The sequence below is a fragment of the Microbulbifer maximicatervae (SeqCode) genome (assembly GCF_052468155.1).
The window spans coordinates 1,336,546-1,353,509 of sequence record NZ_CP174335.1 but is presented as its reverse complement, the minus strand read 5'-3'; the positions used below and the strand labels follow the sequence as shown (position 1 = coordinate 1,353,509).

Annotated in this window: 16 protein-coding genes; 5 read left to right on the top strand and 11 right to left on the bottom strand. The window is 48.8% G+C overall.

Annotated features, from left to right (window positions below; genetic code table 11):
• Nucleotides 1–42: 42 nt before the first annotated feature.
• The 4 genes from ACJJIY_RS05805 to ACJJIY_RS05790 form a co-directional block, all read right to left on the bottom strand.
• Nucleotides 43–1,050, bottom strand: a complete 1,008-nt coding sequence (locus ACJJIY_RS05805) for a fumarylacetoacetate hydrolase family protein (protein ID WP_444895534.1) — start codon at nt 1,048–1,050, stop codon at nt 43–45.
• Complete coding sequence (locus ACJJIY_RS05800) at nt 1,047–1,607, bottom strand: VOC family protein (RefSeq protein ID WP_252084079.1); 561 nt, start codon at nt 1,605–1,607, stop codon at nt 1,047–1,049. The genes ACJJIY_RS05805 and ACJJIY_RS05800 overlap by 4 nt, the downstream gene beginning before the upstream one ends.
• A 14-nt stretch (nt 1,608–1,621) precedes the next feature.
• Entirely contained in the window at nt 1,622–2,701 is a 1,080-nt protein-coding gene (gene hppD / locus ACJJIY_RS05795) for a 4-hydroxyphenylpyruvate dioxygenase (protein ID WP_445359256.1), read from the bottom strand.
• A 274-nt stretch (nt 2,702–2,975) separates the two neighbouring features.
• Nucleotides 2,976–3,227, bottom strand: a complete 252-nt coding sequence (locus ACJJIY_RS05790; protein WP_413663971.1) for a hypothetical protein — start codon at nt 3,225–3,227, stop codon at nt 2,976–2,978.
• A 348-nt stretch (nt 3,228–3,575) separates the two neighbouring features.
• On the opposite strand from ACJJIY_RS05790, the gene ACJJIY_RS05785 reads away from it, so the two are divergent.
• Nucleotides 3,576–4,556: a calcium/sodium antiporter gene (locus ACJJIY_RS05785; RefSeq protein WP_413663970.1), complete on the top strand. Its 981-nt coding sequence runs from the start codon at nt 3,576–3,578 to the stop codon at nt 4,554–4,556.
• 138 nt (nt 4,557–4,694) lie between these two features.
• Nucleotides 4,695–5,681, top strand: coding sequence for a glycerophosphodiester phosphodiesterase family protein (locus tag ACJJIY_RS05780; RefSeq protein WP_445359255.1), 987 nt, complete (start codon nt 4,695–4,697; stop codon nt 5,679–5,681).
• Between the two features lie 6 nt (nt 5,682–5,687).
• Here ACJJIY_RS05780 and ACJJIY_RS05775 read toward each other — a convergent pair whose 3' ends face one another.
• From ACJJIY_RS05775 to ACJJIY_RS05745, 7 genes are all read right to left on the bottom strand, one after another.
• Nucleotides 5,688–6,008 (bottom strand): chaperone modulator CbpM, encoded by a 321-nt coding sequence (locus ACJJIY_RS05775; protein WP_413665909.1) that lies wholly within the window; start codon nt 6,006–6,008, stop codon nt 5,688–5,690.
• Nucleotides 6,009–6,013: 5 nt separating this feature from the next.
• On the bottom strand, nt 6,014–6,967 hold the full coding sequence (locus tag ACJJIY_RS05770; RefSeq protein WP_444915061.1) for a DnaJ C-terminal domain-containing protein: 954 nt from the start codon (nt 6,965–6,967) through the stop codon (nt 6,014–6,016).
• Between the two features lie 142 nt (nt 6,968–7,109).
• Nucleotides 7,110–7,478 (bottom strand): hypothetical protein, encoded by a 369-nt coding sequence (locus ACJJIY_RS05765; protein ID WP_444895538.1) that lies wholly within the window; start codon nt 7,476–7,478, stop codon nt 7,110–7,112.
• A gap of 411 nt (nt 7,479–7,889) precedes the next feature.
• Nucleotides 7,890–8,453, bottom strand: coding sequence for a TFIIB-type zinc ribbon-containing protein (locus tag ACJJIY_RS05760; RefSeq protein WP_445359254.1), 564 nt, complete (start codon nt 8,451–8,453; stop codon nt 7,890–7,892).
• 121 nt (nt 8,454–8,574) lie between these two features.
• Entirely contained in the window at nt 8,575–10,284 is a 1,710-nt protein-coding gene (locus ACJJIY_RS05755; RefSeq protein WP_282930451.1) for a flotillin family protein, read from the bottom strand.
• Nucleotides 10,285–10,938: a YqiJ family protein gene (locus ACJJIY_RS05750; RefSeq protein ID WP_445355307.1), complete on the bottom strand. Its 654-nt coding sequence runs from the start codon at nt 10,936–10,938 to the stop codon at nt 10,285–10,287. It abuts the gene before it with no gap.
• Nucleotides 10,938–11,600: a PspA/IM30 family protein gene (locus ACJJIY_RS05745; RefSeq protein WP_444915067.1), complete on the bottom strand. Its 663-nt coding sequence runs from the start codon at nt 11,598–11,600 to the stop codon at nt 10,938–10,940. The genes ACJJIY_RS05750 and ACJJIY_RS05745 overlap by 1 nt, the downstream gene beginning before the upstream one ends.
• Nucleotides 11,601–12,335: 735 nt before the next feature.
• Here ACJJIY_RS05745 and ACJJIY_RS05740 point away from each other — a divergent pair.
• The 3 genes from ACJJIY_RS05740 to ACJJIY_RS05730 all read left to right on the top strand — a co-directional run bounded on the left by ACJJIY_RS05740 (nt 12,336) and on the right by ACJJIY_RS05730 (nt 16,944).
• The gene (locus ACJJIY_RS05740; RefSeq protein WP_444915068.1) at nt 12,336–13,748 is read left to right on the top strand and encodes a nicotinate phosphoribosyltransferase; all 1,413 of its coding nucleotides are present in this window, start codon (nt 12,336–12,338) and stop codon (nt 13,746–13,748) included.
• A gap of 197 nt (nt 13,749–13,945) precedes the next feature.
• On the top strand, nt 13,946–15,577 hold the full coding sequence (locus tag ACJJIY_RS05735; RefSeq protein WP_413663966.1) for a TldD/PmbA family protein: 1,632 nt from the start codon (nt 13,946–13,948) through the stop codon (nt 15,575–15,577).
• Between the two features lie 35 nt (nt 15,578–15,612).
• Nucleotides 15,613–16,944 (top strand): TldD/PmbA family protein, encoded by a 1,332-nt coding sequence (locus tag ACJJIY_RS05730; protein ID WP_445359253.1) that lies wholly within the window; start codon nt 15,613–15,615, stop codon nt 16,942–16,944.
• Nucleotides 16,945–16,964: the final 20 nt, after the last annotated feature.

The following is a 16,964-nucleotide window of genomic DNA, read 5'->3' as shown; positions in this document are numbered from 1 at the left end:
ACTCCAGGGGATGAAATCCGGTCGAGGTTTGGCTAAGCGGTGTTAAACCTGCTCTACAGTCTGCTCAATACGTCCAAAGATAGATTGCCCTTGATCATCGAGCATTTCGATGGAAATGGTATTTCCAAAGTCCATAAATGGCGTGCTTGCAGAGCCATTCTGGATGGTCTCAATCATGCGAATCTCGGCAATACAACTGTAACCAACACCACCTTCTGCTACAGGCTTACCGGGACCGCCATCCAACTTATTGGACACCGTTCCAGAGCCAATAATGGTGCCTGCGCAAAGTGGACGAGTTCTGGCCGCGTGGGCGACCAGTTGCCCGAAGTGGAAGGTCATATCCACACCGGCATTGGGCTCGCCAAACTTCTCACCATTCAGATGGGAAACCAGTGGCAGATGCAATTTACCCTCGCTCCAGTTTTCACCCAGCTGTTCAGGGGTTACGCAAACAGGGGAGAAAGCACTAGAGGGTTTGGACTGGTAGAAACCAAATCCTTTGGCCAGTTCCGCAGGTATCAATCCGCGCAGGGATACATCGTTGACCAACATTACCAACTTGATATGGGACAGTGCATCCTCAGCGGACACCCCCATAGGAACATCGTCGGTGATCACGGCAATTTCTGCCTCGAAGTCGATGCCAAAGCCATTGCTTTGCGGCATCTTTACCGGCTCGCGTGGATCCAGGAAGGTATCGGAACCACCTTGATACATGAGCGGATCGCTGTAGAAGCTCTCCGGCACCTCAGCACCGCGGGCTTTGCGCACCAGCTCAACATGATTCACGTAAGCACTACCGTCGGCCCAGTGATATGCGCGCGGTAAAGGCGAAGCACACAGAGTTTGGTCAAAGGCTTCCCCTTGAATCTCACCATTTTGCAGGCGCTCGTGTAGCTTCTCCAACTCGCTGCTGACCGATGCCCAATTGTCCAACGCACTCTGCATGGTGGGGGCAATATCCCCAGCTGGCACCATACGGGTAAGATCGTCGCTAACAACAACCAATTGGCCATCGCGGCCGGATTTAAGGCTGGCTAACTTCACTGTGCCTCCCCTTCAGTTTTTTCCACAAATTCTTCTTCCCCATGCATCCAGGCGGCGTGCCTTGGGGCTTTTTTAGTACGTGACCACTCTTCCAACATATCCTCAGCAACCCGCTTCAGCTCTTTATGCATACCGGGCTTGGCGGTATTGGCAGCCAGCTCGATACGATGGCCGTTGGGGTCGAAGAAGTAGATCGACTGGAAGATAGTGTGATTGGTAGGGCCGAGTACGTCGACCCCGGCCGCTTCCAGTCGCGCTTTGGTCTCAAGCATTTCTTCCATGGACTCCACTTCGAAAGCGATATGCTGTACCCATTTGGGTGTGTTCTCATCGCGCCCCATCTCCGGGGAGTTGGGGATTTCGAAGAAGGCAAGCACATTCCCCATACCCGCATCCATAAAGACGTGCATGTAAGGGTCCGGCTCACCGGTTGAGGGTACCTCGTTTTCGGCAATGGCCAGCTGGAAGTCCATGCCGAGAAGATCGCGGTAGAATTCCACTGTCTCCTTGGCGTCCCTACAGCGATACGCCACGTGGTGAATGCGCTTAATGCCCATTGAAGCCTCCGTTATTATTCCTTTTCTTTAATGACGCCACGCTTGAGCTGGTCGCGCTCAATGGATTCGAACAGGGCCTTAAAGTTACCCTCACCAAACCCTTCATCTTCCTTGCGCTGGATAAACTCAAAGAATACCGGGCCGAGCATATTAGCGGAGAAAATCTGCAACAGCAGGCGCGGTTGGCCGCCCTCGGTGGTGCCATCCAGCAGGATGCCACGGCTCTGGAATTCTTCAGTAGGTTCACCGTGCCCAGGCAGGCGCTCTTCCAGCATTTCGTAGTAGGTGTCCGGCGGCGGGGTCATAAACTCCATGCCGCGCTCTTTCAGGCGATCCCAACAGGCAATTAAGTCATCACAAGCAAAGGCGATATGCTGGATACCTTCGCCGTTGTACTTCATCAGGAACTCTTCGATCTGGCCGCCGCCACCAGCTGCTTCTTCGTTTAGCGGAATACGGATCTTGCCATCCGGTGCAGTCATCGCCTTGGACAGCAGGCCGGTGTATTCGCCTTTGATATCGAAGTAACGAATCTCGCGGAAGTTGAACAGTTCTTCGTAATACTTGGCCCAGTAATCCATACGGCCGCGATACACGTTGTGGGTAAGATGATCCAGAGTGTGGAAACCACAACCTTCAGGGCGACGCTCTACGCCCTCTTCCCAGATAAAGTCGATATCGTAGATGGACTCACCATCTTCGTAGCGATCAATCATGTACAGGGTCGCACCGCCAATACCTTTGATTGCCGGCAGGTGCAGTTCCATCGGGCCAGTATTCACATGAATAGGCTGTGCACCTTTGCGCAGGGCCTCTTCGTAGGCGAACTTGGCATCTTTTACGCGGAAGGCAAGGCCACAAGCGGAGGGACCGTGCTCCTGGGCGTAGTAATAGGCGTGGCTGTCGGGCTCGTAGTTGGTGATGAAGTTGATATCACCCTGGCGCCACAACTCCACTGCCTTGGAGCGGTGACGGGCGATTTTCTCAAAGCCCATGGCGGTAAAAACGGTTTCAAGGATGCCTTTTTCCGGCGCTGTAAACTCTACGAATTCGAAGCCGTTAAGTCCCATCGGGTTTTCAAATAAGTCGGCCATGCGGTCCTCCATTTCTTATCATCGCAGCACTTCAAAGCGGGGCTGCGGATTGTGGATTTAAAGCGCAAACGAAGTTAGTTGCAGATGTAACTAATGTCAAGAAACTCTGAATCAGCTAACAAATGAGTACTAGAAGAGTATTTTTAGTCACCAGCCTCCAAAGCTAGCGCCTGGGAGAATAACCAGCTGGCAACGGGTCCTTGGACAGGATCGGGAGAGTAATCGGGAGCCGGGTGCGACACAGTGGTTGCGCCACACCCGTGCACAGCCGACCTTATTTACGCGTGCATTTACCGGTATCGGTACGACACATATGATCCTTGTGAAACTTGCCGGTCATCTGGTCGCACTGGGATTTGCTCACATCTCCAGCACAGGCATTTTCGGCATGCTGGCAGCAACCGGTTTCAGCGGTGCCCATTCCTTTATTGCCGTCCATCCCTTCATCTTTCTTGCGCTGTTCGCAGGCAGACAGGGTCAAAACCATCGCCGCGGCCAGTATCCCAATTGAAGCTTTGAGTCTCATAAAGGCCTCCTAAATTCCCGGCTTAGCGGCCGGTGACATGGATATCGCGGAATCTGCCGCGCATTGCTTTGTGCGACCCGCGTAGATTTACCCGACATCTCCACCAGCTCAGGGATTTTGCGATTAGGCGCGCCATCCCATTATCACCCTGCAGATTTACCGGGCCATGCATTGACTGTAGCCCACACTGGCAGCGAAACCATCTGACTGACGGGACATTTACGTTAATTTGCCCCTGACAGCCCATCCAAATAACTGAATACCTTTTTGTATTTGCCAGAGCCGGTACAATCGGCCCCCGTTTGTCGGGTAAAAACCCCGCCTGAATGTAATTATTGAGGACCCTCTATGCTTCTCGCCGCTGCTGCCATCATTGCTGGCTTTATTGTGCTGGTCTGGAGTGCCGATCGCTTTGTGGATGGAGCTGCCGCCACTGCTAAACATTGCGGCATGCCCACTCTGTTAATTGGCATGGTGATCGTCGGCTTCGGTACTTCCGCTCCGGAAATGGTGGTCTCAGCCATTGCCGCCTTGAATGGCAACCCCGGCCTCGCCCTGGGTAATGCCTACGGTTCCAATATTGCCAATACCGGTTTGATTCTCGGTTTCAGTGCCCTGCTGATCCCACTATCGGTACACTCAAAGATTGTGCGTAAAGAGCTGCCACTGCTGCTGGCAATCACCCTTCTCAGTGGTGCCTTCCTGTGGAATGACCGCTTGGAGCGCTGGGAGGGTATTGTTCTGTTATTCGGTTTCTTCGCCCTGATCGGCTGGAGTATCTTTTCTGCCATGCGCAATAAAGGTGACCAGCTTGAGGGAGAAGTAGAAACTGAGCTGGAAGACAACCCTATGCCACTCGGAACTGCCATATTTTGGTTGGTAGCAGGACTGGTGCTATTGATTGTCAGTTCCCGAATCCTCGTATGGGGAGCAGTAACCATTGCCGAATCTTTGGGGGTCAGTGACCTGGTGATAGGCCTGACTATTGTTGCCCTGGGAACCTCACTGCCGGAACTGGCCGCAACTTTAGTGGCCGCACGAAAAGGTGAGCACGATATCGCCATCGGTAACGTTGTCGGCTCCAATATGTTCAATCTGCTGGCGGTGGTTGGCATTGCCGGCACCATTGCTCCCATGAACAACGTACCCCACGAGGTGCTGTCCCGGGACTGGCCGATGGTTCTCGGCCTCACAATTGCCCTGTTTATTTTTGCCTACGGCTTCAAAGGCCAGGGCCGGATCAATCGCTGGGAAGGCTCCGCGCTGCTAATGGCTTACCTCGTATATACCGGCTACCTGGTAGGAACCATTACCAAAGCTGCACTCTGATAATATTCGGGGTGGTGCCGCACCACCCCATAGTTACTGCCTGAATTCACCATAATTCGCCACCTCTGCGCCCATTTCTCTTCCCAAAAACTGACTAATATCTGCAACACCTACCAAGGAAAAGTGCAGAGCAGCTTGATGAAGAGAAGCACCATTGGCAAAACCGTAGCGCTAACAGCCCTATTTGGACTCGGTGCAATTTACCTACTCAATGCCTCTTGGCTGGCGACAGCCCAGCAAGGGGAACCGATCCTGATTGCCCATCGCGGCGTCTACCAAACTTACAACCGGGATAATTTGACCCGTGACGAATGCACTGCAGTCCGTATCTATACCCCGGAACACCGCTATCTGGAAAACACGATTCCCTCTATGGAAGCTGCCTTTTCTCATGGCGCGGACATTGTCGAAATCGATATCCATCCCACCACTGATGGCGACTTCGCGGTATTTCACGACTGGACCATAGACTGCCGCACGGATGGAACAGGTGTCACCCGGGAACAGTCCATAAAGGACTTAAAGAAGCTGGATATTGGTTACGGCTATACCTTTGATGGCGGCAAGACATTTCCCTTTCGTGGCCAGGGGGTGGGTTTACTTCCCACTTTAAAAGAGGTCTTGCTGCACTTTCCCGGCAAGCAGTTTCTGATCAATATTAAGAGTAATGATCCAACAGAAGCAGAACGATTGGATAACTATCTTCGGCAACACCAATTGCCTATTAATTCCCGGCTCATGGTCTACGGTGGCGATCGCCCAATTAAAAGGATACGGCAGTTGCGGCCAAATGCATTGGCCTTCAGCAAGACAAGCGCCAAACACTGTGCTTTGCAATATGCACTGTTCGGTTGGAGTGGCTACTTTCCCGAGTCTTGCCGGAACAGTATTGTTGTTGCACCCAATACCTGGCGATGGGCTTTGTGGGGTTGGCCCAATCGCTACTCTGAACGAGTGGCCAAAGCCAATAGCTTGGTGATGGCAGTGGACCATAAAAATGGCAAGCGGGGCTTGCCCGGTATTTACACACCGGAAGAGCTCAGTTTTCTACCCGAAGGATATAGCGGAGCTATTTGGATTGAGAAGATCGAGCTGATTGGTCCATATCTACAAGCAAGACAATAGATAACCTTAGCGTTTTCGACCTTTCTCCAGCCGTGCCAGATGCGCCTGAAGACGCTCTATTTCTTCCAGCAGCTCTATCGCTAATGCAGCGCCGGCAAGATTTACCCCCAGATCTCGCTCCAGGCTGTAAACCCGGCGCACCCGGCGCACACAAATTCCGCTAAAGCGCCACTGCACTTCCCTGCTACGCGGCTCAATAATTCCCTCCTCAACCAAGGCAATAATGCGCTCCGCCGGCACACCACAAGCCCGACACAGTTCACTCAAAGTTAACTCACTCTCTTCATCCAGGAGAACACCGCTAAGCTGCTCAACCTTTTTAGGCATCACAATTATCCTCCCATGGACTGACGCGGATTGAAGTTGAATGCGTCGCCAAACTGACGGTATGCCTCGCGTTCAATATCAGTAGTGGCTGGCGGCGTAACAGTTTGCATCACTATATACATATCCCCCGGCTGCTTTGCCGGGATACCGCGGCCCTTGAGGCGCAGTTTTTTACCATTGGTGCTGTTTGCTGGAATGGTCACTTTAATGGGACCATCGGGAGTGGGTACCTGAACTTTGGCTCCAAGCGTTATCTCCCAGGGAGCCAAAGGCAAATCCAGGTAAACCGTTTTACCTTCTGTATGGAAAAGGGGATGGGGGTTGAAAGCAATTTCCAGGTAGAGATCACCAGGCTTACCTTCTCCAATGCCAGGCTCACCCTGTCCAGCTAAGCGAATCTGTTGCCCTTCAGTGATCCCCTTGGGAATTTTTATATTAAGAGTGCGCTCACGCAGTTGCGGTCGCCCATCTGCACCCAATACCGAGTGCTTTAAGGTTACTTGGCGTGTACCGCCACGATAACTATCTTCGAGGTCTACTGTGATGCGGGCATAGGTATTTTCACCCTGGGCACTATAAGAGCGGCGCTGCCCCTGCCCATAAGCCTGACGAAACCCGCCGCGGCCAAACAAGCTTTCAAAGAAGTCACTAAAAGCTTCAGGATCAGCTTCGGTATATCCACCACCGTGAAACTCAAAACCCTGGTCCCAATTGGGAGGCGGTCGGAAATCCTGGCCAGACTGAAAACCACTGCCGAGCTGATCGTAAGCAGCTCGCTTCTCTGGGTCCTTCAATACTTCATAGGCCTCATTTACTTCCTTAAAGTGTTCTTCGGCGCCCTCCTCTTTACTGACATCCGGATGATATTTACGTGCTAATTTTCGATAGGCACGCTTAATCTGTGCCTGATCCGCACTCCGATCCAGGCCGAGTATTTTGTAATAGTCCTTGTATTCCATGGCTTTAATAAAAGCCGATGGTGACGGGATTCGCCATATATTTATGATATAAAATCGGCAAGAAGGTTAGTTGAGATCCTCCCCCCTCAACTAAGATTTAATAATATGGCGCCGATTAGATAAACGACGCCAAGCTGCAGTATTAATAACCAGTCTCGTAAAACATTGATCCATCTAAATACTCGATAGACCCATCGGTATAGTGAATATAGACCTCAGCAGGGTTTGAGGCATAAGCTCGCACTGTCACAGAACAGTACAAACCAGAGCTACAACCTTTAATCCAATTCACATAATCTATAGATTTTGTAATATTTACTATTTCCCAGCTTCCTGAAGTCGAGGTTCCAAAACTAAAATCCAAACCACCACAACGATTTGTTCCGTTGCCAATTACTTGCCCCCCAGCTTTGACGTTAAGGTTGCATTTAAGATCAGCAGAAAATGCAGGCAATGCAATGGCGGAGCCAACCAGCAAAGACAGTACTATTAATATTTTTTTGACATTCATTTGTAGAACCTTAAGATTATTTATTATTAATTGATAAACCAAAAACAACAAACCTCGTTATTGATGCTATCACCGCCAATAAACACTTCCCACAACAACAAAAATACAAATTAGATAAATAACATGAACTGGCTATCAATATAATTAAACTAATATCCAATAGCATAAAATTTCAAAGGAGACACTTGTTCCGGATACTTGGAATCAATGAACAGCCAAAAAAACTGAGATCCAAAGCCACTTCATAACTAACATTATTCGAATAAGGCAAGAATAAAGAGGATAGATATATAGATAAGTTAAAGGAATTTAACTACAACTACTCAAGTTCTACTTATAAAAAATATATTAATGTATTTAATAGAGAACCAAATTTTCTTTGGTTCCCCAAAAAACAACCTCTATCGGAGACTATCGTTCAGCCGAGTAAGGATCTTCCGCATTTAAATAGGCCAAAAAATCTGCTTTCTGTTCGGTTGAATTCAGCCACTTGCGAACTTCTTTAGCTTTATCATATAAGTCATCGCCAAATTTACTCCGATACATTTCAGAAAAAGTTTCTTGGGCCTTGTTCTCCCTGATCTTTTTCTGCCATTCATGAGTAACTAAAAAGTTAAGTGAGCCAGCAAGCCCTTCAGCTTTTAGTAAATCCCACTCGCCTTTATCTAACCAGACTCCACCGACAACAGTACTGTAATCAATACGATGTTCACTACTAGCAATAATTTTTATCTTTTGCATTATGGAGCCAGACACCGGGCACAAGATAGCTCGCTTAGTATCTTCGGAAACTACATTATTCAGATTACTAATATCTTCTGAAAATTTGTATTCAGGATTTTGTCTTTTCCAGCTTAAGTAATCTTCAATAAGAATCCAGTTACCCTCACAGGAAGAACAAGTATATCCACGAAATAACTCTTCGATAAATCCTGATTTAAGAACGCCATCTTTACAGCTGGTACAGCGCTGCATATTTTGCACCTTAATAAAAAACAACCCGGATCTACCTATTTAGATCCGGGCTATAAGAATCATTTATTTCCAAAATAATAATGAGTTTTGTACTATATAATTTCAAAAAATGTACGTTGCTCTAACTATCAATCTCAGTAGTCTTATTGAGGTCGCCAACTCCAGCTTCTTTTAAGAGCGAGTCTACCAGCGGCGCCATAGCTCGGTGTTTTAGAGCACTACCCACCAGAGCCTCAGGCAAGCTTTGTCCTTTGGATTCAGCCTCGCCATCTAAAATGCCGCTGCTTGCTCTACCATCAACACCATTTAAGCCCTCAACAGAGATAATTTTCATTCCCTCAATACTTTCCATCGGCTTAACACTTTCACGGATAATATTGGGCAGATTTTCGTGCAGACTGAGGACCTTCTTAAGTGCAATCTGGGCCTCATTAAGGCTATTAAAAGCCTCATTCATCAGGCGCTGCCCCTCAGCGTCCACCGCATATTTTTCACGATCAGCTTCGACTTTAATACGAATAGCCTCAGCTTCAGCTGCAGCCTGCAAGCGCAATGCTTCAGCCTTATCCTCTGCAGCTGCTTTCTCTGCATCGGCCATTACCTTAATACCCGTGGCCTGACGCTCCGCTACTTTTTGAGCTTCGATAATTTCAATGCGCTTATCACGCTCAGCAACTTCAACATCCTGAGCCGTGCGAACTTGCTCTTCGGCTTTTACGGCTTCAGCTCGAGCTACGTTGGCCTGTTGGTCCGCAAGAGATTGCTCTTTGGACTTTTCTGCAACAGCAATTGCACGTTCCTGCTTGGCAATTTCCACTGATTTCTCTTTGGAAATACGCTGCTCATCGAGAATACGCTCACCTTCAATCTCTTGCTCTTTCAAGCGACGCTCTTTCTCGATTTCCAGTAACTTAGTTGCCTGTTCCGCAGCAATTTGAGATTGGCTCACTTCGCGCTGGGCTTCAATTTCAGCCTTGCGTGCGGCGCGCTCCTGCTCTGCTTGTTCACGGGCGATATCCGCCTTCTGAGCAGCTTCACGATTTTCCAGCTCGCGCTGTTGCTCCAAGTGTGCGTAACGTTTTTCCTTATCAATTTCTAACTTTTGGCGTTCAGCTTCGAGGTTTTTCTTCTCGATCTGTACCATAGTTTCCTGCTCGACATCATTGACCTCTTTACGACGCGTCTCAATAGAGCGGGTCATGCTGGCGAGGCCCTCAGCATCAAACACATTGTCCTGATTGAAGAATTCTTTATGGGTTTGATCCAAACCGGTCAAAGATACAGCCTCGAGTTCCAATCCATTTTTTAATAGATCTTCGGAAACTACCTGCTGAACTTTTTGTACAAACTGACTGCGCTGCTCATGCAATTCGGCCATTTCCATTTCAGCTGCTACAGAGCGTAACGCATCAACAAATTTACCCTCGATCATTTCTTTTAATGCTTCAGGGTCTAAAGTACGCAGCCCCAAAGTCTGTGCAGCGTTGGCTATCGCATCTACATCCGGTTTTACCCGCAGATAAAATTCAGCAAGTACATCAACACGCATACGATCCTTGGTGATCAGCGCTTGATGCTCTTTTCGGGAAACCGCCAGGCGCAAAGTATTCATGTTCACAGGAATAATTTCATGTAGAACTGGTAGTACCAGTGCACCTCCATTCATTATGACTTTTTGACCACCCATACCGGTACGCACAAATGAGCGCTCTTTTGATGCTCTCGTATACAAGCGCGCAAAAATAGTTCCAATAACAATTAAGGCCACTAGTACAGCCCCGGCAATAAATACCATAACCGGTAGGTTTCCTATCACTTCTAGATTCTCCATTTAGTTATTCTCCATAAGATGTATACTGCTGGGGCGAGTTACTCGAAAATGTGCTCCCAGCTCTTCAACCAGTAACACCTTATCCCCCTGATTAAATGTTTCACTTTCATCCGGTTCCACCATTACATAGTGTGTGGTTCCGTATTCATCACTAAAACGCGCTTCTGCTGGTGAACCGATTTCTGCTTTACCGATCGTAATAATCGCTACACGGCCAATAAAGGAATTTCTCTCAACTGCCTCGGATTCATCACCCACAGCAAAGCGCCGCATAATATTGCCAACAAAACGTACCTGAGGTAGCGCAAGAAAAAAGACTGCCACAGCAAGTAAACCGCCCGGCAATAAATACCCAACAAGAGACTCTATGAGCATTTGGGCTACTAGGCCCGTCACTCCAAAGCTAACCAGAAAAGTTACTAACAGTATAAGTGCAGGAACTTCACCGAAACGCAACCACCCAAGCAGCTTAGTCATCCCCCCAGACAACCCTGTATCTGGCACGTCAACATCAAAATCTGGTAATAAATTATCCAGTAAATCTGAAATACCAACACCAATCAATGTCATGATGCCTTCAAGAAGCGCTATCATAAACATTAAAATCAGCGCACCGGTAAAGATCAGGTTTTGGTCTTGCAATAAAAATATCATCAGCCCCCCGATTTAATCTTGGCTAAACGTTCTTTCACACGATTATTTCGCGCGAACTCCTCAAGTTCTGCTAATTTGCTGGCATCTATCCCAGAGTCAAATGTCGATATAGCTGTATTACCTACTGCTCGATTAAATGCATCGGTAGCTTGTTCTACCTGGGCTTTTGGCTTTCTATCCCTGCCATATTCATCCGCAGTAACTCTACTACTTACCTTTTTATTGACTGCAATAAAATCTTGTAACTGCTCACGCATTTCACGTTTCTTACCTTGCAGGGCAAGAATATAGGAACCTAGTTCCTTTATTTCTATCTCATTTTCATTGATCGCTTTTTCTAAAATTGGAAGTTGCGCCTCAATATCCATTTGTTTGGCAATGGCGACTTCAGCCAAATCATCACGACCTTCATTTATAGCAATATCAATTTGTTCAGCTAAACGCTTATGACGAGCATTTTCATCGCTTAACGCTCTACTGTTTAGATACTTGGATGCCTCCACCTTCCCTAGCTGATCTCGCACATCTGCAATTGCATCATCCACCTCCCGAATTGCCTGCTCCATCACTGACTCTGGTGCAGCGGCTTCAACCGAGTCCACGACGGCATTGGCGGACACAGAGATTAAACGTGATATGCGCTTTATAAACCCTTCACTCATAACTTATCTCCTGCTCCCAAATAGAAAAATCCACCTTATTATTGGTTACAAACTTCAAATGATGTCGAAACAGTGTCCAATCTCTCACCAAAGATACTGTTTATGCTTTCCTGCTGTGACGGCAAGACAATTTTTCCGCAAAGTATTACGAGTCTGCAGCAGAGTTTTTATAAGTAGCGCAATAGGATTGGAATCAATACTAAATTATATCAATGCCGTATTCTCTACGAGCAATTCCAATATCATTCAAATTAGTAAACTGCGATGACTTTTTCCCAAACAATAAGTCATTAATGGAAGGAACGCTTCTACACAGGAAAGTTATGACCGGGCAGATTTTTTTGCTCTGCCGAACCTCTCTCTACAGCAACCAATTTACGCATTTTTTACTTTGTGTGACAGCGCTACTGTGATCGATCGACACCATGGTAGGCATAGTCATCCGCCGGTAAACACGCCGAAATTTACTGGAGTTCATTGAGCATGACGTTCCTTTGCCTCACATGCATATAAATGTACACATACCAATAGAGTAGGTCAATCAATAGGAGGTAAAATGAGTGGATGACAAGTTTTTAAACGTGGGTCGCTTGCTTTTATGCTTTGCTTAAGTAGCAGCTATTAGCGCTGTAAAACTGAACATTGTGGTTGGTATACAATTCAAAAATCAATTACACGCTATAACAGCAGGCAAATAGTGACATAAAATCAACGCCAACTTATGGTTTTGAAAATATGAACGCGCCCGGCTCTAATTCATCCTTTAAGTGCTTGGGAAATCCTATTCTCAATGTCGATAGCTATAAAACTAGTCATTATCTGCAGTACCCCCCAGGAACATCACATATTAGTAGTTATGTAGAGTGTCGTGGCGGTGAATTTGCGTCGACGGTATTCTTTGGCTTGCAGGCGTTTATCAAGCAATACCTAAGCACCCCCATCAGTTTTCATCAAATTAATGAAGCTGAAAATATTTTAAAACCCCATGGACTGCCATTTAACCGTGATGGATGGAATCATATTTTAAACGACCACAATGGTTTAATGCCCCTTGAAATTACAGCGATAGAAGAAGGACAAGTTATTCCAGTAACCAATGTTTTAGCTCAGGTTGTTAATACCTGCCCCTCCTGCTTTTGGCTCACCACTTATATTGAAACTGCACTTTTACGGAGTATCTGGTATCCATCAACCGTAGCTACCCAGAGCCGCGAAATAAAGAAAATTATCTCACAGTATTTATTTGAAACAGCGGAAAATCTGGATACGCTGGAATTTCGTTTACATGATTTCGGGGCTCGGGGAGCCAGCAGTCTCGAAACAGCCATGCTGGGAGGCATGGCTCACTTAGTTAATTTTAAGGGGACTGATACGATATCCGGAATATTAGCCGCAAAAAGATTTTACAACGCCGCTGTACCTGGAGCTTCCATTCCCGCCGCTGAACACAGCACAATTATCGCTTGGGGACAGCAGCATGAGGAAGATGCTTACCGTAATATACTTGAGCAATTTTCTGGGGAAGGAAAAACTGTGGCTGTTGTCAGCGATAGCTACGATTTGTGGAATGCTATAGAGAATATCTGGGGGAAAAAATTAAAGGATAAAGTTACTCAAAGTGGCGGCACATTAGTAATAAGGCCTGACTCCGGCAACCCAGAGAAAGTCGTGATAGAAGCAATAGAAAGGTTGATGCGAATATTTGGCTCGCAGAAGAATAAAAAAGGGTATCGATTACTACCCCCCTTTATTCGAGTTATACAAGGAGATGGTATCACCCGCTTTGTAATCCCGAAAATTCTCCAAGCAATGAAAGAAAACAATCAAAGCACAGAAAATCTGACCTTTGGTATGGGTGGAGGATTACTACAAAAAGTTGACCGCGATATGATGGGGTTTGCAATGAAGGCCAGCGCTATCTGTATCAATGGCAGTTGGTACGATATTTTTAAGAATCCGAGAACCGGGCCCGAGAAAAGGTCCAAGGGTGGCCGCCTTGCCTTGATTCGCGGCGATGATGGTGCACTTCGAACTATTGCACAGAGCGATCTAAAATCAGAAGCTAACCTGCTGAGGCCGGTTTACCGCAACGGTATTCTGCTTAAGGACATTACTTTCGACAAAGTTCGAAGAAATGCTGCCCTCTGATTCCCGTTCCACCCTCACAACGTCTTACCCCTACGAAACTTCACTTTACCGAGCGAGTACTTTACAACTTTAGGTTGGTCCTGTTAGTTGTGCGTATCCAAAGTCTGACCTCCGTGCACACAAGGCCTCCAGCGTCAGTCGTAATAACAATAAGTACCCGAGAGAGTGCTCGTGCTCTCGTGGGGTAAAGGTAGCCAATGGAAAGAAGAAAATTCCTCAAGATCGCCGGCGTCGGCTCCAGTGGTATTTTGTTGCCTCTACAGGGCATTCAGGTCAGCGCCGAGCAGCTGCTCAATGAGGGCATGCACAGCTCCCATAAAAGACACCTGGCTGATGTAGTCCTGAATACCGCGCGCAAAGCCGGGGCCAGTTATACCGATGTGCGTATCGGCCGCTATCTGAACCAGTACGTTATGACCCGCGAAACCAACGTGGAGAATATCGTCAACACAGAATCCCTTGGCGCTGGTATTCGTGTGATCGCCAATGGTACCTGGGGCTTCGCCGCCACCAACGACCTTACAGCGGATGGCGTCGCCCTTGCCGCGCGCCAAGCAGTTGCCGTAGCTAAGGCCAATGCCAAGTACCAAACCGAGCCCGTGCGTTTGGCACCGGTAAAAGGCGTGGGCGAGGTTTCCTGGCAGACACCTATCGAACAAAATGCCCTGCAGGTCCCCATCAGTGAAAAAGTCGATTTCCTGATGGATGTTAACAATGGGGCACTCAAAGCTGGGGCCAGCTATATCCGCTCTTCCCTGTATTTGGTGAATGAGCAAAAGTACTTTGCTTCTAGCGACGGCTCCTATATTGACCAGGATGTCCATCGCCTATGGGCACCTATGCAGGTGACCGCTGTTGATAAGCAGAGCGGTGCTTTCAAGACTCGCAACGGTCTCAGTGACCCAGTGGGGAGAGGCTATGAATACCTGGCCGGTCACGACAAAGACAAGATTCGCGGTCAGACCACGCTCTACAAAGCTTCCTATGATATGGCCGAGGATGCAGTGCTCGCAGCCGAGCAAGCCCAGGCCAAGCTGTCAGCCAAGTCCATCGATCCGGGCAAGTACGATTTGGTACTGGAACCCTCACATCTGTGCCTGACCATCCACGAATCTGTGGGTCACCCATTAGAGCTGGACCGCGTGCTGGGTTACGAGGCCAACTATGCGGGAACTTCCTTCGCCACCCTGGATAAGTGGCGCAGCGGTAAATTCCAGTACGGCAGCGATAAGGTCACCCTGTTTGCCGACAAGGTGCAACCGGGCTCCCTCGGTGCCGTCGCCTATGACGACGAGGGGGTAAAAACCAAGCGTTGGGACTTGGTAAAAGATGGCATCCTGGTGAACTACCAGGCTACCCGCGATCAGGTGCATATGATCGACCAAAAGGAATCCCACGGTTGTAGCTATGGCGATAGCTGGTCCAGTGTGCAGTTCCAGCGCATGCCCAATGTCTCCCTGGCTCCGGGCGAGAAGAAGTACTCAGCCAAAGACATGATCCGCGATGTGGAAAAAGGCATTTACATTGTCGGACGCGGCTCTTATTCCATCGACCAGCAGCGCTACAACTTCCAATTCGGCGGGCAGCTGTTCTACGAGATCAAAAACGGCGAGATCGTCGGCCAGGTTGAGGACGTCGCCTACCAGTCCAATACCCAGGAATTCTGGAATTCCTGCTCGGCGATTTGCGACAGCAGTGATTACCGCTTGGGCGGAACCTTCTTCGATGGCAAGGGCCAGCCGAGCCAGGTGAGTGCAGTCTCCCACGGCTGTTCCACCACCCGTTTTGACCAAATTAATGTAATCAATACCAAGCGCAAGATTTCCTGAGCGGCGCACAAGAATAAGTAATTGGAGAAAAGGCAATGGCCATTCTGAGTAGAAGTGAAGCGAAGCGTATTCTCGACAAGGTTTTAAAATACAGCCGCGCCGATGAAGCCAGCGCGCAGCTGGCCGGCAGCGAAACCGGCAATATTCGCTACGCGCGCAACAGCGTTTCCACCAGTGGTATCGTCAATGATATCGAGCTGGCCGTAGAGGCCCGTTTCGGCAAGAAATCCGGTGTGGCCACTATCAATGAATTCAGTGATGCCTCACTCGAAAAAGTGATGCGTCGCGCCGAAGAGTTGGCCAAGCTATCTCCGGAAAACCCGGAAGCCATGCCGATGCTGGGACCGCAGAAATATGTCAGCGTAGACGGCTTCGCCAAGTCCACTGCAGATATCACTCCAGACCAGCGCGCCAAGGCTGCGGCAGATTCCATTATTGCAGCCAAGGAAAAGAAAGTGGTTGCCGCAGGTTACCTGGAAGACCAGCGTTCTTTTGCGGCAGTCGCCACCAGTAAAGGCTTGTTCGGCTACCACGCTTCTACCTCTGCCAATTTCACTGTAACTATGCGCACCGAGAATGGCCTGGGTTCTGGTTGGGCCGAAAGTGACGTTACCGATTTCGGTGCAATGAATACCGGCAGCACCTCCTCTGTCGCCATCGACAAAGCGGTCCTGTCCCAGGAAGCCCGTGCCCTGGAACCGGGCAAGTACACCGTGATCCTGGAGCCCAATGCGGTGTCCGGCCTGGTGGGTTACATGATGAGCGGCTTCGATGCGCGCAGTGCCGACGAGGGCCGCAGCTTTATGAGCAAAAAGGGCGGCGGCAACCGTACCGGCGAGAAGATGTTCGACAAGCGAGTAAATTTCTACTCCGACCCCACCAGCCTCGATGTGCCGGCTCAACCCTGGACCGACGGTGATTTTATGCAGCTGGGACGCACCGAATGGGTGAAAGACGGCGTAGTGAAAAACCTGGCGCGCAGCCGCTACTGGGCCGAGCAAAGCAAAGGCGAAGTGGTCCCCGAACCCAACAACCTGATTATGATCGGCGGCGATAAAACCACCGAAGAACTGATCAAAAATACCCGCCGCGGTATTTTGGTATCCCGCACCTGGTATATCCGTATGGTCGATCCACAGTCCATGCTGCTCACCGGCCTCACCCGCGACGGCACCTTCTATATCGAAAACGGCAAGATCAAATACCCGGTGAAGAACTTCCGCTTCAACGAGAGCCCGGTAATCATGCTCAACAATATCGAAGATATGGGCGCCCCCCAGCGAGTGGGTATGTGGGGCATGTCCGCCATGATTCCCGCGTTGAAAGTGCGCGACTTCACCTTCAGCAGCCTTTCCGACGCCGTATAACAGCCAGCACCCATCGAGGA